Source organism: Novosphingobium sp. YAF33 (assembly GCF_052113265.1).
Lineage (GTDB): Bacteria > Pseudomonadota > Alphaproteobacteria > Sphingomonadales > Sphingomonadaceae > Novosphingobium.
This window is the reverse complement of record NZ_JBFRCW010000001.1, coordinates 72499-91698: the sequence shown is the minus strand read 5'-3', so window position 1 is coordinate 91698 and position 19200 is coordinate 72499. Positions and strand designations below refer to the sequence as shown.

Sequence of the window (19200 nt, the reverse complement as noted above, 5' to 3'; positions counted from 1 at the left end):
GGGCGAGGTGCCTCAGTCGTAGACGCAGGCATCGAGGCCCTGGGTCTTCACCGTGCCGATGCGGGCGGCGATGGTGTTGCCATAGCGCCGGGTGAAGCCGGAGGGGCTCTTCACGCTGCGGGTCTTGGGGCTGGGCAGGGCGGCCGCCATGCGGCCGGCCTCCGTGGTCGTGAGGTTCGAGGCGGACTTGCCCCAGTAGCGCTGTGCCCCGGCTTCCACGCCGTAAGTGCCGATGCCCGTTTCCGCGACGTTGAGATAGATCTCCATGATCCGCCGCTTGTCCCACAGGTTCTCGATCAGGAACGTGAACCAGACTTCCAGACCCTTGCGCAGATAGCGCGTCCAGCCATCGCCCTGCCAGAGGAAGACGTTCTTGGCAGTCTGCTGGCTGATCGTCGATCCGCCGCGCAGGCGGCCGCCGGCGGCATTGCGCTCGAAGGCCTTTTCGATGGCGTTGGTATCGAAGCCGTTGTGCGTGCAGAACTTGCCATCCTCGGCGGCGATGGCGCCGGCGACCATGTTGCGGTCGATCCGGCTGAGCGGCTGCCAGTCCTTGGTGATGCCGTTGCCGTCCACCAGCATCGTCACCGTCACGGGCGGCGGAACGAAGCGGTAGAGCACGGTCAGCCCCACGCTGATCGCAACGAACCAGAACACGATCTTGGCAAGGATGCGCAGCAAAGGAAGGGAGCCCCATATGACCGGCGCGCGGGAATGCCGCCGTCCGGGGCCATGCCTAGCGATATCGCGCGCGGCGGAAAAGGTGCCTGCGTTCGGGTTCCCCCGTCGAGATGCGGATCGTGATCGGGAATCAGTCTCGCGCGTCGAAATCGGCGCGGGCGTCGGCCACCGTTTGCAGATTGGCTTCGGCCCAGAGCCAGACGCTGCAGAACGCCTCTCCCAGGCCATGACCCAGCGGGGTCAGCCGGTAATCGACGTGAGGAGGGATGACGGGATGAACCGTGCGATGGACGAAACCGTCCCGCTCCATCTGCCGCAGTGTCTGCGTGAGCATCTTCTGGCTGATGCCCGGCACGGCGCGGGCAAGGGCGCTGAAGCGGGTTTCGCCGTTTTCTTCCAGCGCTTCCAGCACCAGGAGCGTCCACTTGTCTGCCACGCGGCCGATCAGCTCATTGACGAGCGCATCGACGCCCGGCACGGTCGAATAGCTGGTGATCGGCGGATTTTCCATTTCTTACCTTTGGGTGGCTACAGCACTTTCAGGTGCCTACTTTCCAAAAGAGAGTATAGATCTACATTCCGCTTCGCAATCTTTCTCACAGGAGCGTTCCCATGAAGACCAGCGGCAACATTATCCTTCTGACAGGCGGCGGCACCGGCATCGGGCGCGAACTGGCGCAGCGGTGGCACGATGCCGGCAATCAGGTGATTGTCACCGGGCGGACGCTCGCCAGCCTGGAAGAGACCGCGAAGGGGCGGCCGGGCATTCATCCCGTGGCGCTCGACGTTACCGATGCGGGCGCGATCGCGGCTTTCGCGAAGGACATTCTCGCGCGGTTTCCGGCACTCAACGTGCTTGTCAACAATGCCGGGGTCATGCCGCTGGAAGACATTTCCGTGCCCCGCGACCTTGCGCGCGCGGAAGCTTGCGTGGTGACCAACCTGCTTGGCCCGATCCGCATGACCGATGCCCTGGTGGCGCATTTGCGCGAGCAGGAGGGCGCGGCGATCATCAATGTCAGCTCCGGTCTCGCTTTCGTTCCGCTGGTCGGCGCGGCGGTCTACTCGGCCACCAAGGCGGCGATCCATTCGTGGACCGATTCGCTGCGCTTTGCCCTGAAGGGTTCGGTCGAGGTGATCGAGCTGGCGCCGCCGGCCGTGCAGACCGAATTGACGCCAGGCCAGTCGACTCGCGAAGGCTACATGCCGCTGGACGCGTTCATCGACGAGGTCATGGGGCTCATCGGGCAGCAGCCGACGCCGGAACTGATTGGCGTCGAGCGCCTCGGTTTCCTGCGCAATGCCGAAGCCGAAGGGCGCTATGCGCAGACCTTCGCCGCGCTGAACGCGGCGCCGCACTGATCGTCGCTCCGCCCGGGGCCCTGGAGGTCTCGGGCGGAGCACCGCCGCTGGTCAGGGCGCGGCGCGACTGCTATGGCTTTTGATGTTGCATTGCAGCATGAGTGAGCAGTGACATGGCCCGCAAGGACAATTCACCCCACAGGCTGGACCTCGCGCTTCAGGGCGGAGGCGCGCATGGCGCCTTCACCTGGGGCGTGCTGGACGGTTTGCTGCAGGACCCCCGAATCTCGATAGGCGCGCTCAGCGGTGCCAGCGCGGGGGCCATGAATGCGGCGGTCCTCGTCTCGGGCCTGGTGGCGGGCGGCCGGGAAGAGGCGCGGGAACGCCTGCGCTCGTTCTGGAAGGCGTTGAACCGTTCGGGGCGCGAGGCCGGGCCCTTGATCCCGATGATCGAGGCGTTCCCGGAAGCCACGCGCGCGATGAGTTCATGGTGGAGCACCGTGTTCGGTGATCTCGGCATGGCGCATGCGTCGCCGGAAATGGGCCGGGACATGCAGGAGATCCTGCGCAAGGTCATCGAGGATCACGTCGATTTCGCAGCCATCGCCAGCGAGGATGCGCCGCCGGTGTTCATCTCGGCCACCAATGCGCAGAGCGGCGCGGTGCGCATCTTCCGCAAGCATGACCTGACGGCCGACGCCTTGCTCGCCTCGGCCTGTCTGCCGCTTTATTTTCCGCCGGTCACGATCGACGGGAAGGACTATTGGGACGGCGGCTACAGCGCCAATCCCCCGCTCGTGCCCCTGGTGCTGGAAAGTCCGAACGACGATCTGCTGCTCATCACGGTCAATCCGCAGTTGCGGAGCGAAACGCCGCGCAATGCTGCCGGTATTGCGGACCGGATCACCGAGATCGGCTTCAACCAGTCGATGCGCAAGGAAATGCAGGGTCTGTTCCTGCTGCAATCGTCGATCGGGCGGCACCGCGAAACGGAAGGACTGATCGCCCGGGTCGACCGGCTGCGTTTCCACGAGATCCACGACGAGGCTGCGCTTTCCGCCATGCCTGCGCAAAGCAAACTCCTGCCGGTGCGACAGATCCTGCTGACCTTGCGCGACGTGGGAGAGGCGGCGGCGAAGCGCTGGTGCGAGGTTTCGATCGAGAGCCTTGGCCAGGAGAGCACTGTCGACCTGGCGAGCCGGTTCGGACCGGGTTAGGGCTCGAGGTCTCTCGATCGGATCGTCAGAGAATACCCGGCAGGTCCAACCCCTTCTCCCGCGCACAATCCAGCGCGATCTCATAGCCGGCATCGGCATGGCGCATCACGCCCGTCGCCGGGTCGTTCCACAGCACGCGCTCCAGACGCCGCGCTGCCGCTTCGGTGCCATCGGCGACGATCACCATGCCCGAATGCTGCGAATAGCCCATGCCGACGCCGCCGCCATGGTGGAGCGAAACCCAGGTCGCGCCGCTGGCGGTGTTGAGCAGGGCATTGAGCAGCGGCCAGTCCGAAACCGCGTCCGAACCGTCGCGCATGGCCTCGGTCTCGCGGTTGGGAGAGGCGACCGAGCCGCTATCGAGATGGTCGCGGCCGATCACGACCGGGGCCTTCAGCTCGCCCTTCGCGACCATCTCGTTGAAGGCGAGGCCAAGCCGGTGGCGGTCACCCAGGCCGACCCAGCAGATGCGTGCGGGCAGGCCCTGGAACTGGATCTTCTCGCGCGCCATGTCGAGCCAGTTGTGCAGGTGCGCGTGGTCGGGCAGCAGTTCCTTCACCTTCGCGTCGGTCTTGTAGATATCCTCGGGATCGCCCGACAGCGCGGCCCAACGGAACGGTCCGATGCCGCGGCAGAACAGCGGGCGGATATAGGCGGGCACGAAGCCGGGGAAGTCGAACGCGTTCTCCACGCCCTCGTTCTTCGCCATCTGGCGGATGTTGTTGCCGTAGTCGGTGGTGGGCACGCCCGCCGCTTGGAAGTCCAGCATGGCCTGCACGTGGACCGCCATCGATGCCTTGGCCGCCTTGGCGACCGCTTCCGGCTCCCGCTCGCGCTTCTCGATCCATTCGGCRACGGTCCAGCCGGCGGGGAGGTAGCCGTTGATGGGATCGTGGGCGGAAGTCTGGTCGGTCAGCAAGTCGGGCCGGATACCGCGCGCGAACATCTCCGGCAGCAGTTCCGCCGCGTTGCCGAGCAGGCCGACCGAGACCGGCTTCTTCTCGGCATTGGCTTTCTCGATGATGGCCATGGCTTCTTCGATGGAGCTGGCGGCAACGTCGAGGTAGCCGGTGCGCAGGCGCATTTCGATGCGGCTGGGCTGGCACTCGATGGCAAGGCACGATGCGCCCGCCATCACTGCCGCCAGCGGCTGCGCGCCGCCCATGCCGCCAAGGCCCGCTGTCAACAGCCACTTGCCCGAAAGGTCGCCATTGTAGTGCTGGCGGCCCATCTCCACGAACGTCTCGTAAGTGCCCTGAACGATGCCTTGCGTGCCGATGTAGATCCAGGAACCGGCGGTCATCTGGCCGTACATGGCAAGGCCGCGCTTATCGAGTTCGTTGAAATGCTCCCAGTTCGCCCATTCCGGCACGAGGTTGGAATTGGCGATCAGCACGCGCGGCGCATCGGCATGGGTGCGGAACACGCCGACCGGCTTGCCGGACTGGACGAGCAGCGTCTCGTCTTCATTCAGGCGGCGCAGGGTCTCGACGATCTTGTCGTAGCTTTCCCAATCGCGCGCAGCGCGGCCGATGCCGCCGTAGACAACCAGTTCCTCCGGCCGCTCCGCCACGTCGGGATGGAGGTTGTTCATCAGCATGCGCAGCGGGGCTTCGGTGAGCCACGATTTCGCGGAAAGTTCGGTGCCGGTCGCAGGCTTGATGACGCGGCTGTTGTCGAGGCGGGTCATTGTGTTTCCTCAGGTCAGGATTGCGCGAAGGCGATTGCGGCCTTCAGCACGTCTTGCAGGATCGGGGTGAGGGCGGCGGCGCGCGCGGCCGAGAAGGGGCGGGGCCAGTTGGCTTCGTCCGGCGCTTCGGGCTCATCCATGTAGCCGCGAATGGCGAGTTCCATCTGGATCGCGTGAACGCCGTTTTCCGGGTGGCCGTAGTGGCGCGTGGTCCAGCCGCCACGGAAACGGCCGTCCAGAACGAAGCTCAGCCCGCTCGCGGCGCAGACTTCGATGACAGCAGCGGAAAGCGCCGGATCGCACGTCTGGCTGAGGTTGGTGCCGACGTTGAACTGCGGCAATTCCCCGTCGAACAGGCGCGGCACATGGCTGCGGATCGAGTGGGCGTCGTAGACCACGACTTTGCCGTGAATGGCGCGCAGCCGATCGATCTCGGCGGCGAGGGCGGCGTGGTAAGGATCGAACCAGAGCGCGCGGCGGCGGGCGATCTCGGCCGCATCCGGCGCGTCGCCTTGGTAGAGCGGTTCGCCGTCGAAAGTCGTCGTCGGGCAGAGTTCCGTCGTCGCCTGCCCCGGATAGAGCGAGGCGCCCGAAGGATCGCGGTTGAGATCGATCACGCTGCGCGAGACGCGCCCGGCAATCGTCGTTGCGCCCATGTCGCGCGCGAAGGCGTAGAGTTCGTCCACCCACCAGTCCGTATCGCGCCGGGCGAGCCATTCGGAGCGGAACGCGGGCGCGACATCGGCCAGGGCAGTGCCGACATGGGGGAAGGCGACGATGAGCGGTGCTTCGCCGCGATGGAGAGTGAAGCTTGGGCTCATGTGCGTTGCTCCAGGTATCGGCCGTTACCCATCACTTCGTCATTGCGAGCGTAGCGAAGCAATCCAGGTCGGTTCTGCGCCGCTCTGGATTGCCACGTCGGCTTCGCCGCCTCGCAATGACGAAAGTGAGAGAGAGTGGCCGCCCTCATGCGATGCCCGGAAGCAGGTCCGCAGCCGTATCGGCCAGCGCGCCGGAGCGGACCAGCAGGTTGGCCGCTTCCATGTCGGGGTGGAAATGGCGGTCGTCGTCCAGTGCGGGAACTTGGGCCCGCAGAACGGCGCGCGCGGCATCGAGCCAGGTGGTGGAGGCCAGCGGCGCGTGGAATTCGATCCCCTGCGCGGCGGCAAGCAGTTCGATGCCGATGACGGCAGTCGCGTTCTCGACCATCGACAGCAGGCGGCGCGCGCCGTGAGCGGCCATCGAAACGTGGTCTTCCTGATTGGCGGAGGTCGGGATCGAGTCCACCGAGGCGGGATAGGCCTTCTGCTTGTTCTCGGAAACCAGCGCAGCAGCGGTCACTTGCGGGATCATGAAGCCCGAATTGAGGCCGGGACGCGGCGTCAGGAAAGCGGGCAGGCCGGAAAGCGCCGGGTCCACCAGCATGGCGATGCGGCGCTCGGAGATCGAGCCGATCTCGCAGACGGCGAGCGCGATCATGTCAGCGGCGAAGGCCACCGGCTCGGCGTGGAAGTTGCCGCCGGACAGCGCCTCGTCGGCCCCGTCCCCATCGGCATCGACGAAGATCAGGGGATTGTCGGAAACGCCGTTCGCCTCGATCTCCAGCGTCGTCGCGGCCTGGCGCAGCACGTCGAGCGCGGCGCCCATCACTTGCGGCTGGCAGCGCAGGCAATAAGGGTCCTGCACGCGGGCGTCGTTCTCGACGTGGCTGGCGCGGATCGCGGAACCGGCCATCAGCCCGCGCAGGGCGTCGGCCACCTCGATCTGGCCGCGATGGCGGCGCAGGGCGTGGATGCGGTGGTCGAACGGTGTGTCGGAGCCCTTGGCAGCTTCGGTCGAGAGCGCGCCGGTCACCAGGGCGGAGCGGAACAGCAGTTCCGCCTCGAACAGTCCGGCAAGCGCATTGGCGGTGGAGAACTGGGTGCCGTTGAGGAGGGCGAGGCCTTCCTTCGGGCCGAGTTCGAGCGCCGAGAGTCCCGCGCGTGCCAGCGCATCGGCGGCAGGCATGCGCTGGCCGTCCAGGATGATTTCGCCCACGCCGATCATCGTTGCAGCCATGTGCGAAAGCGGTGCCAGGTCGCCGCTGGCGCCGACCGAGCCTTGCGAGGGGACCACCGGCGTCAGGCCCTTGTTCAGCATCGCTTCGAGCAGGGCCACGGTTTCAGGGCGGACGCCGGAAGCGCCTTGCGCAAGGCTGGTGAGTTTGAGCGCCATCATCAGCCGGATGACCGGCACCGGCGAAGGCTCTCCCGTGCCCGCTGCGTGGCTGAGCACGATGTTGCGCTGGAGCGTGGCGAGATCCTCGTCGCCAATGCGCACGCTGGCGAGCTTACCGAAACCGGTGTTGATGCCGTAGATCGGCTCGCCCCTGGCCAGGATGCGCGCGACGGCAGCGGCACTTTCGGCCACGCGCGGGGCGCAGGCCGGGTCGAGCTTCACATCCGCGCCGCGGTAGATCGCGCGCCACTGGGCCAGGGTTACCTCGCCGGGTGTAAGCGTGTCGCTCACGGTGCCAGGAGTGAGCGTGTCGCTCACGGGTGTCGGCGTGAGCAGGTTGTCGGTCATTGTCCACTCCAGATGCGTGCATGGAGCGGGTTGAACCCCATGCGGTAAACGAGGTCGGCCGGGCGCTCGATGTTCCAGATCGCAAGGTCGCAAGCCTTGCCCTGTTCAAGCGTGCCGAGCCGATGAGAGAGGCCGAGCGCCTGTGCCGCGTTGCGCGTCACGCCCGCCAGGCATTCGGGCACGGTGAGGCGGAACAGCGTGGCGCCCATGTTCATCGTCAGCAGCAGCGAGGTCAGCGGCGATGTGCCGGGGTTGCAGTCCGTGGCGAGCGCGATGGGCACGCGGGCCAGGCGCAGCGCTTCGATCGGGGGCAGCACCGTCTCGCGGCAGAAATAGTAGGCGCCGGGCAGCAGGGTGGCGACCGTGCCGGAAACGGCCATCGCGGCGATGCCAGCTTCGTCGAGATGTTCGAGGTGATCTGCCGAAAGCGCCCCGTGGCGTGCGGCCAGGGCGGCGCCGTGAAGGTTGGAAAGCTGCTCGGCATGGAGCTTGACCGGCAGGCCCAGCGCCGTGGCGGCGCGGAACAGGCGCTCGGTCTGGTCGGGCGAAAAGCCGATCCCCTCGCAGAAGGCGTCCACCGCATCGGCAAGGCCGGCCTGCGCGGCGGCGGGGAGCATGACGGTGCAGAGATGATCGATATAGGCGTCGGCATCGCCTGCGAATTCCGGGGGAAGCGCATGGGCGCCGAGGAAGGAAGTGACGATCCGCACCGGCCGAACCTCGCCGAGGCGGCGGGCGGCGCGCAGCATCTTGAGTTCGCTGGCAAGGTCGAGGCCATAGCCCGACTTCACTTCGAGTGTCGTGACGCCCTCGGCCAGCAGGGCGTCGAGACGGGGAAGGGCGGCAGCGACCAGTTCGTCCTCGCCGGCGGCGCGGGTGGCTTTCATGGTGGAGACGATCCCGCCGCCGGCGCGCGCGATCTCCTCGTAGGAAGCGCCTTCCAGCCGCAGTTCGAACTCACGCGAGCGATCGCCGCCGAAAATGAGGTGGGTGTGGCAGTCGATCAGCCCCGGCGTGATCCAGCGGCCTTCGCAATCGATCACTTCGGCGGCATCGAATGCGGGAGCATCGGCCTCGGGACCGGCGTACAAGATCACGCCGTCCTGCGCCGCGATCACGCCCTGCTCGACAATGCCCAGCGGCTCCTGGGCCGACCCGGCACTGGCCATCGTGGCCAAACGGGCGTGTTTCCAGAGCCTGTCGCAGCGCATGACGAGTCGATCCTTGTTGCTTTTCCCGGTTATTGCATCGGTCGTTTTTAATGTATAGACAAAATAGCGAAGGAGCCCCGAAAGCGATGTCCGCCATTTCGCCCGAAGCCATGTCCTCCGCGATATTTGCCGACCTTGCCTTGCTGGAGCAGGGCTGGGCCAGCGACGTGCGATTCATACTCCGGGACGGGCGGATCGCCGCCATCGAGCGCGATACGGCGGTGCGCGCGGGCGACGAGCGCCATGGCTGCGTGCTCCCGGCGCTGGGCAACCTGCATAGCCATGCCTTCCAGCGCGGCATGGCCGGCCTGGCCGAGCGCCGCGGGGCGACCGACGACAGCTTCTGGACCTGGCGGGACGTGATGTACCGCTTCCTCGATCGCATGGACCCGGACGACCTCCAGGCCGTGGCCGCGATGGCCTACGTGGAGATGCTGGAGAGCGGCTTCGCGCGGGTGGGCGAGTTTCACTACCTCCACCATGCCCCGGACGGCCGGGCTTACGACGATCCGGCGGAAATGAGCGCCGCCATTGCCCGCGCTTCGGCGGAAACCGGCATCGGGTTGACCTTGCTGCCGGTTTTCTACGCCCATTCCGGCTTTGGCGGGCAGGCTCCGAGCGAAGGACAGCGGCGTTTCCTCCACGACCTCGACGGCTTCGCGCGCCTGCTGGAACGCGCCCGATCGGCGGTCAAGGGACTGGATGAGCCGGTGGTCGGCCTTGCCCCGCACAGCCTGCGCGCGGTGTCGCCGCAGCAGCTTGGCGCGCTCGAAAGCATGGCAGGCGGCCTCCCTATCCACATCCACATTGCCGAGCAGGTCCGCGAAGTGGAGGACTGCCTTGCCTGGAGCGGGAGCCGTCCGGTCGCCTGGCTTCTGGACAATGCCGCGGTGGACCATCGCTGGTGCCTCGTCCACGCCACGCACATGACCCCGGAGGAAACGCGGCGGATGGCCCGCACCGGCGCCGTGGCGGGGCTCTGCCCGGTGACCGAGGCCAATCTGGGTGACGGCCTCTTTCCGGCGCGGGACTTCCTTGCCGCTGGCGGCTGCTGGGGCGCCGGTAGCGACTCGAACGTGATGATCGATGCGACCGAGGAACTGCGCCTTTTCGAATATGGCCAGCGGCTGCATCATCGCGGGCGCAATATCCTCTCCAGCCCCGCCATGCCCTCCACGGGCGAGGCGCTCTGGGGCCAGGCACTCCGCGGCGCAGCGCGGGCGCTGGGGGTAAAGGGCGGGCTTTCCATCGGCTTGCCGTTCGATGCCCTGTCGCTGGACCTCGACCATCCCTCGCTCACGGCGCGCGGCGCGGATCGGCTGCTCGACGGGTTGGTCTTCGCGGCCGGGCGCGGGGCCGTGGATTGCGTATGGCGCTTCGGCGCGCAGGTGGTAAGCGGTGGCCGGCACCGCGCGCGACGAGAGGTCGTCCGGCGTTACAGGGACAGGTTGGGCAGGCTGATCGGGTGAATAGACCGCTCCACGAACGCATCCGTCAGGATTTCGAGACGCGGATTCTCGCGGGCGCGCTGGCGCCCGGCGAACGGCTGCCGACCGAGCAGGCGCTTATGGCGCATTACGACTGCGCGCGCATGACGGTGAACAAGGCGCTTTCGGCGCTGGCCACGGCTGGCCTGGTGGACCGCCGCAAGAAGGCCGGCACTTTCGTCGCCCGCCCGCGCGTGCATTCCATGGCCATGGATATTCCCGACCTCGGCGCGCAAGTGGCCGAGCGCGGCCAGGCCTATCGCTTCGATCTGGCGCTGCGGCGCGAAATGCACGCGGCAACGGGCCGGGCGCAGGCCCCGATGGAATGGAAGGTCGATGGTTCCGTGCCGCTGCTGGAACTGGAGGGCATTCACTTCGCGGACGGCGCGCCTTTTGCGCTGGAGCATCGCTTCGTGAACCTGACCGCCGTGCCGGAGATCCTCGACGCCGATTTCACGGGTTCCTCGCCCGGAACCTGGCTCCTGGAGCATGTGCCCTGGACCGAGGCCGACGCCCGCATCACCGCGACGGGTGCCGGTGCGACGGAGGCGCGCCTGCTGGCGGTCGAACCCGGCGCGCCGTGTCTTTGCGTGGAGCGCAAGACGTGGCGCGGCTCAGAGCCGATCACTTATGTGCGGCAGCTCTTCGTCGCCGGGGCTTACGAACTGACCGCGCATTTCGGACCCGGCGCGCGCCGCGACACCTGACGCGGCACTCTGACCTTGCCGTGGCCCGACAGGCTTATGCGGCAGGGGGCAGGGTTCGGGCGGAAAGGGTCATGCTGACGGTGGCGGTGTGGCCGGGTTCGAGCCAGGCCAGTGTTTCCGGGGCGCGGTTGATGGCGTCAGTGGCGTGGCTGACGGGCTCCACGCAGAAGTAGTCCTGACCCTCCGGCGTGAAGACGACCGTCGTCGTCAATTCCTCGGAAGGCGCGATCGTCAGGCCGAGGCCGCGTGCCGGCCAGTCGATTTCGAGCATGCCCTCGCGGCCGGTATAGGCGGTGTCGACGGCGCGGGTGTCCACGGGTTCGCCCTGCCACCAGTCGATCGCTTCCTCATGCTCGTCAAGCGAACTCGGCAGGCAGTCAGGCGTGTTGTACCATTCTCCGCGATGCAGTCCGCGATAGACGGTTTCGGCGTCCCGGGGGAAATAGGGGTGGAAGCCCAGCCCCGCCGGCATCGGCGCATCGCCCAGGTTGGTGATGCTGAGCCTGTTGGTCAGCCCTTGCGCACCGAGTTCGAAGGTTTGCCGCGCGCGGTAGGGCCAGGGCCATTCGCCGCCGGGGTAAGTGTGCTCGAGCAAGGCGTGGTTGTCGTCTTGTTCGATTACCGACCAGGCCGTGAGCCAACCGAAGCCGTGTAGCGGATGGGGGTGGTCGGACCCCGGGAAGTTCGGCGCAATCGTGCCTTTGCGCGCGCCGGTGTTGAAGCGGCCTTTGGCGATGCGGTTGGAGAAGGGGACCAGCGGAAAGCTCCCGACATCGAAGATCGTGCTGCCGCAGGCGGGGCGCATCAGGGGTTCGCCATGCCAGTCCAGCCGCAGCACGGCGCCGCCGCGTTCCGGTGCCAGTTCGAGTCGATAGCCTTGCGCTTCGAGGATGATCATCGCTTCCGGTCCACTCCCATGGGACGCGCCTACCTTGTGTTTCGGGCCTGAACGTCCAGGTCTGAACTTAGAGGCCCGATCTGCCTGCAAGATCGCGCGGCGGGTTTTCGGCGGGGTGGAGGTAGCGCTAACAAAGGGGACGTGGCAAGACCCTGCCATGATCGGCAGCGATCATTCTCCCGCTACGCACGCCTTCCGCTGCGAAACCCAGGCCAGGGCGTTCTTCACCATCGTGCGGTATTCCGGGGTGCTGTACGTTTCCGGCCGGTGCCCGATCGCTGAGTAGAACATCCGGCCTTTGCCCAGGCACTTGCTCCAGGCGATCGGGTGGTCGCCCATGCGCAGGTCCTGCCCGCCCACGCCCTTGGGAGCGTAAGTGTTTTCGTCCAGAGTGGCCAGGACCTTGGCGCCGGCTTTGCGCGGATTGGTGGTGAACGAGTACCACTCGTCGTTCATCGTCCATTGCGCGGGAAGCCCCTTTGCGAGCGGCGAGGAAGGCGTTTCCAGCCGGACTTTCGCGTCCTGGAACTGGGGCGACATCGGATGGCCGGCGAAACGCGCGCCGATCAGGGTATCGGCGTACCAGTCCCAGAAATAGGCCGGATCCCCCGCTGAGCCATGGACGGCCAGGAAACCGCCGCCATTTTCGAGATAGGCCTGCAGGGCTTTGCGCTGGGTGAGGGTGAGCACGTCGCCGCTGACGTTGTTCCAGATCACCGCGTCGAAATTGCGCAGGGTCTCGGCGCGGATGGCCCCGCCCTTTTCGGTGGAAGTCACGCTCCAGCCGTTCTCCCGCGCGAGGTCAACGAAGAGGGCATGCGCGGCTTCCACGCCGGGGGTGTCCTTGAAGCCGTTGATCTTTTCGAAGATCAGCAGGCGCGGTGCCCTGGCTGCGGATTTGCCTTCGGCGGATTTGCCTTCGGCGGATTTGCCGTCTGCGGATTTCCTGGCGGCGGGAATCTCCAGACGGTCGTCGTCGTAGCGCGCGCAGCGGGCCCTGCGATCGGCGTCGGTGACCGCCAGCTTGCGCAATTCGCTGTCGGCGCGGTCCACCGCATCGGCGGGCATGCCGAAGAACCCGGCGGCCTTGCGCAAAGTGAGAATGGCGGCGAAGCTGGGCGTCTGTGTGCCCATGAACCGCGGCGGGGCACGGCCCAGCGCGGCACCCATGTCACGCGAGACGATGGCTTTGGCCTCCGGGCTGAGCAGCAGGTCTATCAGCGGGGAATCCGCGGAGAACGGAGCATCGCGAAGCGGACAATCGAGCACGGCGGTGCCGGCCATCGCGGCTGGGGCAGCTTGGGCCGGCCCTGCCAATATCGAGACTGTAAATATCGACGCAGCAAAAAAGGAAGCGGCCAGCGCAGCGCAGGCTTTCAGGGTCCGTCTCATCATGGTTTCCAGCTCTCCCGGTCTGGTCCGTCCTGCCTAAAGCAGGGCCATGATTTGGCAAGTGCCACGAAGAGACCGATAGATCCGTTTCCGCCGCTATTCTCCGCGGTAGCGCAAGGCGTCCACCACCAGCCGGAACGCCGCCGAAGGCTGGCGGCGGCTGGGGTAATAGAGGTGGTAACCGGAGAAGGGCTGGCACCATTCGTCCAGCAGCGGCACGAGGTGCCCGGATTCGATGTGCGGCCTGGCGTAAGTGTCCATCATCATGGCGATCCCCGCTCCGTCGAGCGCAGCGCGCAGGATCATCGCCATGCTGTCGAAGGTCAGCTGGCCGTCGACGCGAACGGTCAATTCGCGCCCGTCCTTCTCGAACTCCCAGGCATAGAGATTGCCGCGCGAGCGGAAGCGCAAGTTGATGCACTGATGGCCGGCGAGGTCGTGCGGCGTTTCGGGGATGCCGTGCCGTGCGACATAGTCCGGGGAGGCGACCGGAACCAGCCGCGCATGCGGGCCGATGCGGACGGCGATCATGTCGCGCGCGATGGATTCGCCCAGCCGTACACCGGCATCGAAGCGCTCGGCGACGATGTCCACGAAGCCTGCGTCGATATTCAGTTCCACGTTGATGTCGGGATAAAGCGGCAGGAATCCCCGTAGCGCCGGCCAGATCACCGAATTGGCCGCGTGTTCCGAGGCTGTCAGGCGGACGGTGCCGGCCGGCTTGTCGCGCAGCTCGCTCACGGTGGCCAGCCCCATCGCGATCTCGTCCATGGCGGGGCGCAGGGTGCCGAGCAGCCGCTCGCCCGCTTCGGTGGGGGATACCGCGCGGGTCGTGCGCGACAGCAGGCGCACGCCCAGTCGCGATTCCAGGCGGCGGATCGTATGGCTCAAGGCCGATTGCGAGGAACCGAGCTTGGCGGCGGCGCGCGTGAAGCTGCCTTCGTCGGCGACGGCGATGAAAGCGGTGAGATCGGCGAGGTGTTCGCGTTGCATTGATGAGCGCTTATCATGACTGTCATGCGCTTGGCGACGGATAACGCACGGGCGCCGGGGATGGCGACAGCCGATGAAATTCCGTCGGAAAGCCGCGTCCCGTCGGAACGACGGTCGGGCTGCGGCGCCAGTGGCGATAGTCGGGAACCGCGGGCGATGACAAGACTTTGTAATTGCCGAAGCTTCTTCTTGACCTTTGTTCCCGAAACAGATCATCTTCGCCCTGGTCGAGGGATCACCTGGAGCCCGATGATTTTGCGAGCTGGATTCGATCGTTTCCTAATCGTCCCGCTCGCGGCAAGCCTGCTTGCCTCTTGCGCGGTCGGTCCCGATTACAAGGTCCATGGCGCGCCGGAACTTGGCGTGCCGGAACAGTGGTCCGTGACGGCGCCCCCGCAGGCCGAAGACCTGACGCGCTGGTGGCGCAACTTCGACGATCCCATCCTGACGCAACTGGTGGAGCAGGCGGCCGCCGCCAATCTCGATCTCGAACAGGCTTTGGCGCGCCTGCGCCAGGCGCGGGAATCGCTGGTGGTGAGCCGGGCCGCGCTGTTTCCATCAGCGAGCGGATCGGCCGGTGTCAGCCGGACCGAGGCGCTGCGCGGCGGCGGCACCGTCATCACCCTGCCGGACGGCACGGTCACGCAGACCGGCGGTGGGGGCAGTTCCAGCTTCTCGCTCGGGCTGGATGCCAGCTATCAGCTCGACCTGTTCGGCGGCAATCGCCGGGCGGTGGAAGCCAGCAAGGCCCAGTTCGAAGCCTCCGGGTTCGACTATGCCACCACTCTGCTGACGGTGGAGAGCGAAGTGGCGCGCAACTATGTGCTGGCGCGTGCCTATCAGGCCCAGCTTGCCAATTCGCGGGCCAGCCTTGCCATTCAGGACGACAATCTGCAGATCGCCGGCTGGCGCGTCATGGCCGGACTGGTGTCCTCGCTCGATCAGGAACAGGCCCGCGCCAGCCGCGCGCAGACCGCGGCGGGCATTCCGCAGATCGAGCAGCAGTATAACGCCGCCGTCTCGCGCATTTCGGTGCTGACCGGGCAGGCGCCGGGGGCGGTGAAGCCGCTGCTGCAGACCGTCCAGCCGATCCCCAAGGGCCCCGGCCAGGTCGGCGCCGGCATTCCCGCCAACGTCCTGCGCCAGCGGCCCGACGTTCGCTCGGCGGAGCGCCAGCTTGCCGCCACCACGGCCCAGATCGGCGTCGCCAAGGCGCAGCTGCTGCCCCAGCTCAACATCAGCGGCAGTCTCGACACCAATGCGTCGAGTTTCAGCAACTTGTTTGACACGATCACCGGCGGCCTGTTCGGCGGCATCAGCCAGGCGATCTTCAACGCCGGCCGGTTAAACGCACAAGTCCGCTCCAGCCGGGCGGCGGCCGACGGTGCCTTTGCCGCCTACCGTTCTTCGGTGCTGACGGCGCTGGAGGATATCGAGAACGCCGTGGTCGCCCTGAGATCGGCCGAGGAGCGGGAGCGGCAATTCGCCATCGCGCTCGATGCCTCGACCAATTCCGCCCTGCTGGCCCGTGCGCAGTATCGCAGCGGACTGACCGACTTTACCACGCTCAACACGCAGGAAAGCGCGCTGATCTCCGCCCGCAACGGGTTGGTGCAGGCGCATTCCGACCGGGCGACCGCCCTGATCGCGCTTTACGATGCGCTCGGCGGCGGCTGGGATCCGACATCCGACTACACCGTGCTGGCAACCGAGCCCCGGGGAACCAACTGAGATGGCCGACGAAAAACTCGATGAATTCCTGGGTGCGGAAAAGAAGCCGGTATGGCGCCGCAAATGGGTGTTCTGGACTGGCCTGGTGGTGCTCGTCCTGTTCTCGCTCCTGCTGGTGCGCTGCTTCGGGACGACCGAGAAACAGAACTACGCCACCACCAAGGCCGAGAAGGGCCGTCTCGTCACCAGCGTCTCTGCCACCGGCAAGCTGGCGCCGACCACGCAAGTGACGGTGGGCTCGCAGCTTTCCGGCCTCGTCGTGAAAGTGCTGGTGGACGTCAATGACCGGGTGAAGGCCGGGCAAGTGCTGGCCGAGATCGACCCCGAGCAGATCGAGGACCAGATTCGCCAGGGCCAGGCCCAGTTGAACGCCAATCGCGCGCAAGTGGACCAGGCCAAGGCGACGCTGGCTGAATCGCAGGCCCAGCTGGCGCGGCTCGAGGAAGTCTCGCGCCTGTCCGGCGGGAAGGTGCCGTCGAAGACCGAGCTTCAGGCCGGACGCGCCGACATGCAGCGCGCTGCCGCAGCGGTGAAGACGGCGCAGGCCAATGTCGTGGCGGCCGAGGCCTCGCTGGCGCAGAACCAGACGCAGCGGGCGCGGGCGCGGATCATCTCGCCGGTATCGGGCGTGGTGCTGGCACGGCAGGTCGATCCCGGCCAGACCGTGGCCTCCTCGTTCAACACGCCGACCCTGTTCGTGATCGCCGAGGACCTCAGCGAGATGAAGCTGGAAGTGGCGATCGACGAGGCCGACGTCGGCACCGTGGCCGAGGGGCAGAGCGCCAATTTCACCGTGGACGCCTTCCCCGGCCAGACGTTCCCGGCGAAGATCACCCGGGTGGAAATCGCTTCCAACCTCACGGCATCTTCGGCCAGTTCCTCCAGCTCTTCCAGCAGTTCCACCACCAGCACGAGCGGCCAGGTGGTGTCCTATGCGGCCGATCTTTCCGTGGCCAACCCGGATTTCAAGCTGCGCCCGGGCATGACCGCCACGGCCGATATCGTCACTTCGGACAAAAAGGACGTCATGCTGATCCCGAACGCGGCTCTGTCCTATAGCCCGCAGGCGACGGGCAATGCCAAGAAGAAGGGCGGCGGCGTGACCGACGCGATCGGGTTCCGCCCGCCCCGCCGCGGCCAGCGCGCGGCCAAGAGCGCCACGCTCGACCGGGGGACGCGCCAGACGATCTACGTGCTGACGGCCGAGGGCAAGCCGCAGGCGATCGAGATCGTCACCGGCAGCACCAATGGCCAGCAGACCGAAGTGGTTTCGGGCGATCTCAAGCCGGGCATGCCGGTCATCACCGGCGAGCTTGCCGGGACCGGGAGCTGAGGGCAGGGCACATGGCCGGCAGCGCTCCCGTCGCCACCCCGATCATCTCGCTGCGCGGGATCACCAAGGTGTTCGGCACCGGGGCCACCGCGTTCCGGGCATTAAAGGGCGTCGACCTCGACATCGCGGCGGGAGACTTCGTGGCCGTCATGGGGCCGTCCGGTTCGGGCAAGTCGACGATGATGAACATTCTCGGCTGTCTCGACGTATCGACCACCGGCGAATTCCTCTTCCATGGCCATCACGTCGAGAGCCTCGACCGGGACCAGCGCGCCCTGCTGCGGCGCCGCTATCTCGGTTTCGTGTTCCAGGGCTTCAACCTCCTGGCGCGCACTTCCGCACTGGAAAACGTCGAACTGCCGCTGCTCTACCGGGGCGATGTCAAGCAGGACCGCCGCAAGGAGGCCATGGCCGCGCTCGACAAAGTGGGGCTTGCCGACTGGGCAGGGCATACGCCGGGCGAGCTTTCCGGCGGGCAGCAGCAGCGCGTGGCGATCGCGCGCGCCATCGTCACCAATCCCGAGGTCCTGCTGGCCGATGAGCCGACCGGCAACCTCGACAGCCAGCGCTCGGTAGAGATCATGGAGTTCCTTTCGGTGCTCAACCGCGATTCCGGGATCACCGTGCTGATGGTCACCCATGAGCCGGACATGGCCGAATATGCGCGGCGGATCGTCCACTTCAAGGACGGCCTGATCGACCGGATCGAGCAGGGGAACGGAGCGCCGGCGGCCGGGCCATCGGCCGCAACACCCGATGGCGTGCCGGGCTGATGCTGGGCACGATCTTCCTTCTCGCGCTGCGTTCGATCCGGCGGCACATGTTGCGCTCGCTGCTGACCATGCTGGGCATCGTCATCGGCGTGGGTGCGGTGGTTTCGATGGTGACCCTGGGCAAGGCGACGACGGCGGCGGTGACGCAGCAGATCGCCGCGCTGGGCACGAACATCCTCCAGGTGCGTCCCGGCCAGGGCTTCGGCCGCGGCGGCGGCGGTCCTTCCCCGCGCGATTTCGACCCTTCGGATATCGTGGCCATCCGCCAGCAGGTGGGCGGGGTCATGGCCGTGGCGCCGCAGGCTTCCTCCAGCGGAACCGCCATCTACGAAGGCGCGAACTGGTCCACCACGATCAACGGGACGACCTCGGACTATTTCAAGATCCAGCCCTGGCCCTTGCAGGAGGGCCGCCTGTTCAACGAGGACGAGGAAACCGCCGGCAAGTCGGTGTGCATCATCGGCTCGACAGTGAGCACCAACCTGTTTCGGAATGCCGACCCGATCGGCAAGCGCTTCCGCATCGGCAACGTGTCCTGCGACGTGATCGGGCTGCTGACCACCAAGGGACAGGCCGGCTTCGGCGGCGACCAGGACGACATCGTCATCATGCCGATCAAGACGGTGCAGCGCCGTTTCCTGGGCACGACGTCCATCCGCACGATCCTCGTCGGCGTCGATGACAACTATTCCACCGAGCAGGTCCAGCAGACCCTCACCAGGCTGCTGCGCGAGCGCCGCCACCTGACCGAAGGCAAGGACGACGATTTCAATATCTTCGACACCAAGCAGATTTCCGACACGCTGACCCAGACGACGACGATGCTCACCCAGATCGTTGCCGCCGTCGCTGCCATCAGCCTGGTCGTGGGCGGGATCGGCATCATGAACATCATGCTGGTCTCGGTGACCGAGCGCACGCGCGAAATCGGCATTCGCCTCGCGATCGGCGCGGTGGCCAACGAGGTGCTGCTGCAGTTCCTCGTGGAGGCGGTGGTACTCTCATGCCTCGGCGGGGTCATCGGTCTGCTGCTGGCGCAGCTCGTGGTGGGCGTGGCCACGCCCCTGATGGGCCTGCCCTGGATATTCGATCCGGTCGTCAACCTGGGCGCCTTCGCGGTTTCGGCGGTGATCGGCGTGGTCTTCGGCTATTTCCCGGCGCAGCGCGCGGCCAGCCTCAACCCGATCGACGCACTTCGTCACGAATAAGGAGAGCGGCGC

17 protein-coding genes are annotated in these 19200 nt (G+C 66.7%); 8 read left to right on the top strand and 9 right to left on the bottom strand.

The genetic code is table 11. The features are described from left to right. Positions 1-12: 12 nt before the first annotated feature. On the bottom strand, positions 13-678 hold the full coding sequence (gene mtgA, locus AB4Z00_RS00385) for a monofunctional biosynthetic peptidoglycan transglycosylase (protein ID WP_134095177.1): 666 nt from the start codon (positions 676-678) through the stop codon (positions 13-15). Between the two features lie 133 nt (positions 679-811). Beyond that, positions 812-1192 (bottom strand): winged helix-turn-helix transcriptional regulator, encoded by a 381-nt coding sequence (locus tag AB4Z00_RS00380; protein WP_134095008.1) that lies wholly within the window; start codon positions 1190-1192, stop codon positions 812-814. Positions 1193-1293: 101 nt separating this feature from the next. Here AB4Z00_RS00380 and AB4Z00_RS00375 point away from each other — a divergent pair, with 101 nt between their 5' ends. Together AB4Z00_RS00375 and AB4Z00_RS00370 are read left to right on the top strand one after the other, a co-directional pair. Next, entirely contained in the window at positions 1294-2043 is a 750-nt protein-coding gene (locus tag AB4Z00_RS00375) for an SDR family oxidoreductase (RefSeq protein ID WP_442044335.1), read from the top strand. A gap of 113 nt (positions 2044-2156) precedes the next feature. Continuing rightward, the gene (locus tag AB4Z00_RS00370; protein WP_442044333.1) at positions 2157-3200 is read left to right on the top strand and encodes a patatin-like phospholipase family protein; all 1044 of its coding nucleotides are present in this window, start codon (positions 2157-2159) and stop codon (positions 3198-3200) included. Positions 3201-3225: 25 nt separating this feature from the next. Here the strand turns inward: AB4Z00_RS00370 and hutU are convergent, their stop codons facing one another. From hutU to hutI, 4 genes are all read right to left on the bottom strand, one after another. Then, the gene (gene hutU, locus AB4Z00_RS00365) at positions 3226-4890 is read right to left on the bottom strand and encodes a urocanate hydratase (protein WP_442044331.1); all 1665 of its coding nucleotides are present in this window, start codon (positions 4888-4890) and stop codon (positions 3226-3228) included. Positions 4891-4904: 14 nt separating this feature from the next. Next, the gene (gene hutG / locus AB4Z00_RS00360) at positions 4905-5711 is read right to left on the bottom strand and encodes an N-formylglutamate deformylase (RefSeq protein ID WP_442044329.1); all 807 of its coding nucleotides are present in this window, start codon (positions 5709-5711) and stop codon (positions 4905-4907) included. Between the two features lie 145 nt (positions 5712-5856). Next, positions 5857-7455 carry a histidine ammonia-lyase gene (hutH, locus tag AB4Z00_RS00355; RefSeq protein ID WP_442044327.1) on the bottom strand — a complete coding sequence of 533 codons (1599 nt, stop codon included), beginning with the start codon at positions 7453-7455 and terminating at the stop codon, positions 5857-5859. Next, positions 7452-8666 (bottom strand): imidazolonepropionase, encoded by a 1215-nt coding sequence (gene hutI / locus AB4Z00_RS00350; protein ID WP_442044325.1) that lies wholly within the window; start codon positions 8664-8666, stop codon positions 7452-7454. Before hutI ends, hutH begins: the two co-directional genes overlap by 4 nt. An 86-nt stretch (positions 8667-8752) precedes the next feature. Between hutI and AB4Z00_RS00345 the strand changes: the two genes are divergently transcribed. Continuing rightward, positions 8753-10135, top strand: a complete 1383-nt coding sequence (locus AB4Z00_RS00345; protein ID WP_442044323.1) for a formimidoylglutamate deiminase — start codon at positions 8753-8755, stop codon at positions 10133-10135. Continuing rightward, on the top strand, positions 10132-10860 hold the full coding sequence (hutC, locus tag AB4Z00_RS00340) for a histidine utilization repressor (RefSeq protein WP_132262063.1): 729 nt from the start codon (positions 10132-10134) through the stop codon (positions 10858-10860). Before AB4Z00_RS00345 ends, hutC begins: the two co-directional genes overlap by 4 nt. 34 nt (positions 10861-10894) lie before the next feature. Here the strand turns inward: hutC and AB4Z00_RS00335 are convergent, their stop codons facing one another. From AB4Z00_RS00335 to AB4Z00_RS00325, 3 genes are all read right to left on the bottom strand, one after another. Further along, positions 10895-11758, bottom strand: coding sequence for an aldose 1-epimerase (locus tag AB4Z00_RS00335; RefSeq protein WP_442044320.1), 864 nt, complete (start codon positions 11756-11758; stop codon positions 10895-10897). A gap of 171 nt (positions 11759-11929) precedes the next feature. After that, positions 11930-13042 (bottom strand): ThuA domain-containing protein, encoded by a 1113-nt coding sequence (locus tag AB4Z00_RS00330; protein ID WP_442044318.1) that lies wholly within the window; start codon positions 13040-13042, stop codon positions 11930-11932. Between the two features lie 204 nt (positions 13043-13246). Further along, complete coding sequence (locus AB4Z00_RS00325) at positions 13247-14143, bottom strand: LysR family transcriptional regulator (protein WP_132262068.1); 897 nt, start codon at positions 14141-14143, stop codon at positions 13247-13249. Between the two features lie 249 nt (positions 14144-14392). Between AB4Z00_RS00325 and AB4Z00_RS00320 the strand changes: the two genes are divergently transcribed. The 4 genes from AB4Z00_RS00320 to AB4Z00_RS00305 are packed head-to-tail and all read left to right on the top strand — an operon-like array spanning position 14393 to position 19188. Continuing rightward, complete coding sequence (locus AB4Z00_RS00320) at positions 14393-15874, top strand: efflux transporter outer membrane subunit (protein WP_442044316.1); 1482 nt, start codon at positions 14393-14395, stop codon at positions 15872-15874. 1 nt (position 15875) lies between these two features. Next, positions 15876-17207: an efflux RND transporter periplasmic adaptor subunit gene (locus AB4Z00_RS00315; RefSeq protein WP_132262072.1), complete on the top strand. Its 1332-nt coding sequence runs from the start codon at positions 15876-15878 to the stop codon at positions 17205-17207. An 11-nt stretch (positions 17208-17218) separates the two neighbouring features. After that, entirely contained in the window at positions 17219-17980 is a 762-nt protein-coding gene (locus tag AB4Z00_RS00310; protein ID WP_442044313.1) for an ABC transporter ATP-binding protein, read from the top strand. Continuing rightward, positions 17980-19188 (top strand): ABC transporter permease, encoded by a 1209-nt coding sequence (locus tag AB4Z00_RS00305; RefSeq protein WP_132262076.1) that lies wholly within the window; start codon positions 17980-17982, stop codon positions 19186-19188. Before AB4Z00_RS00310 ends, AB4Z00_RS00305 begins: the two co-directional genes overlap by 1 nt. Positions 19189-19200: the final 12 nt, after the last annotated feature.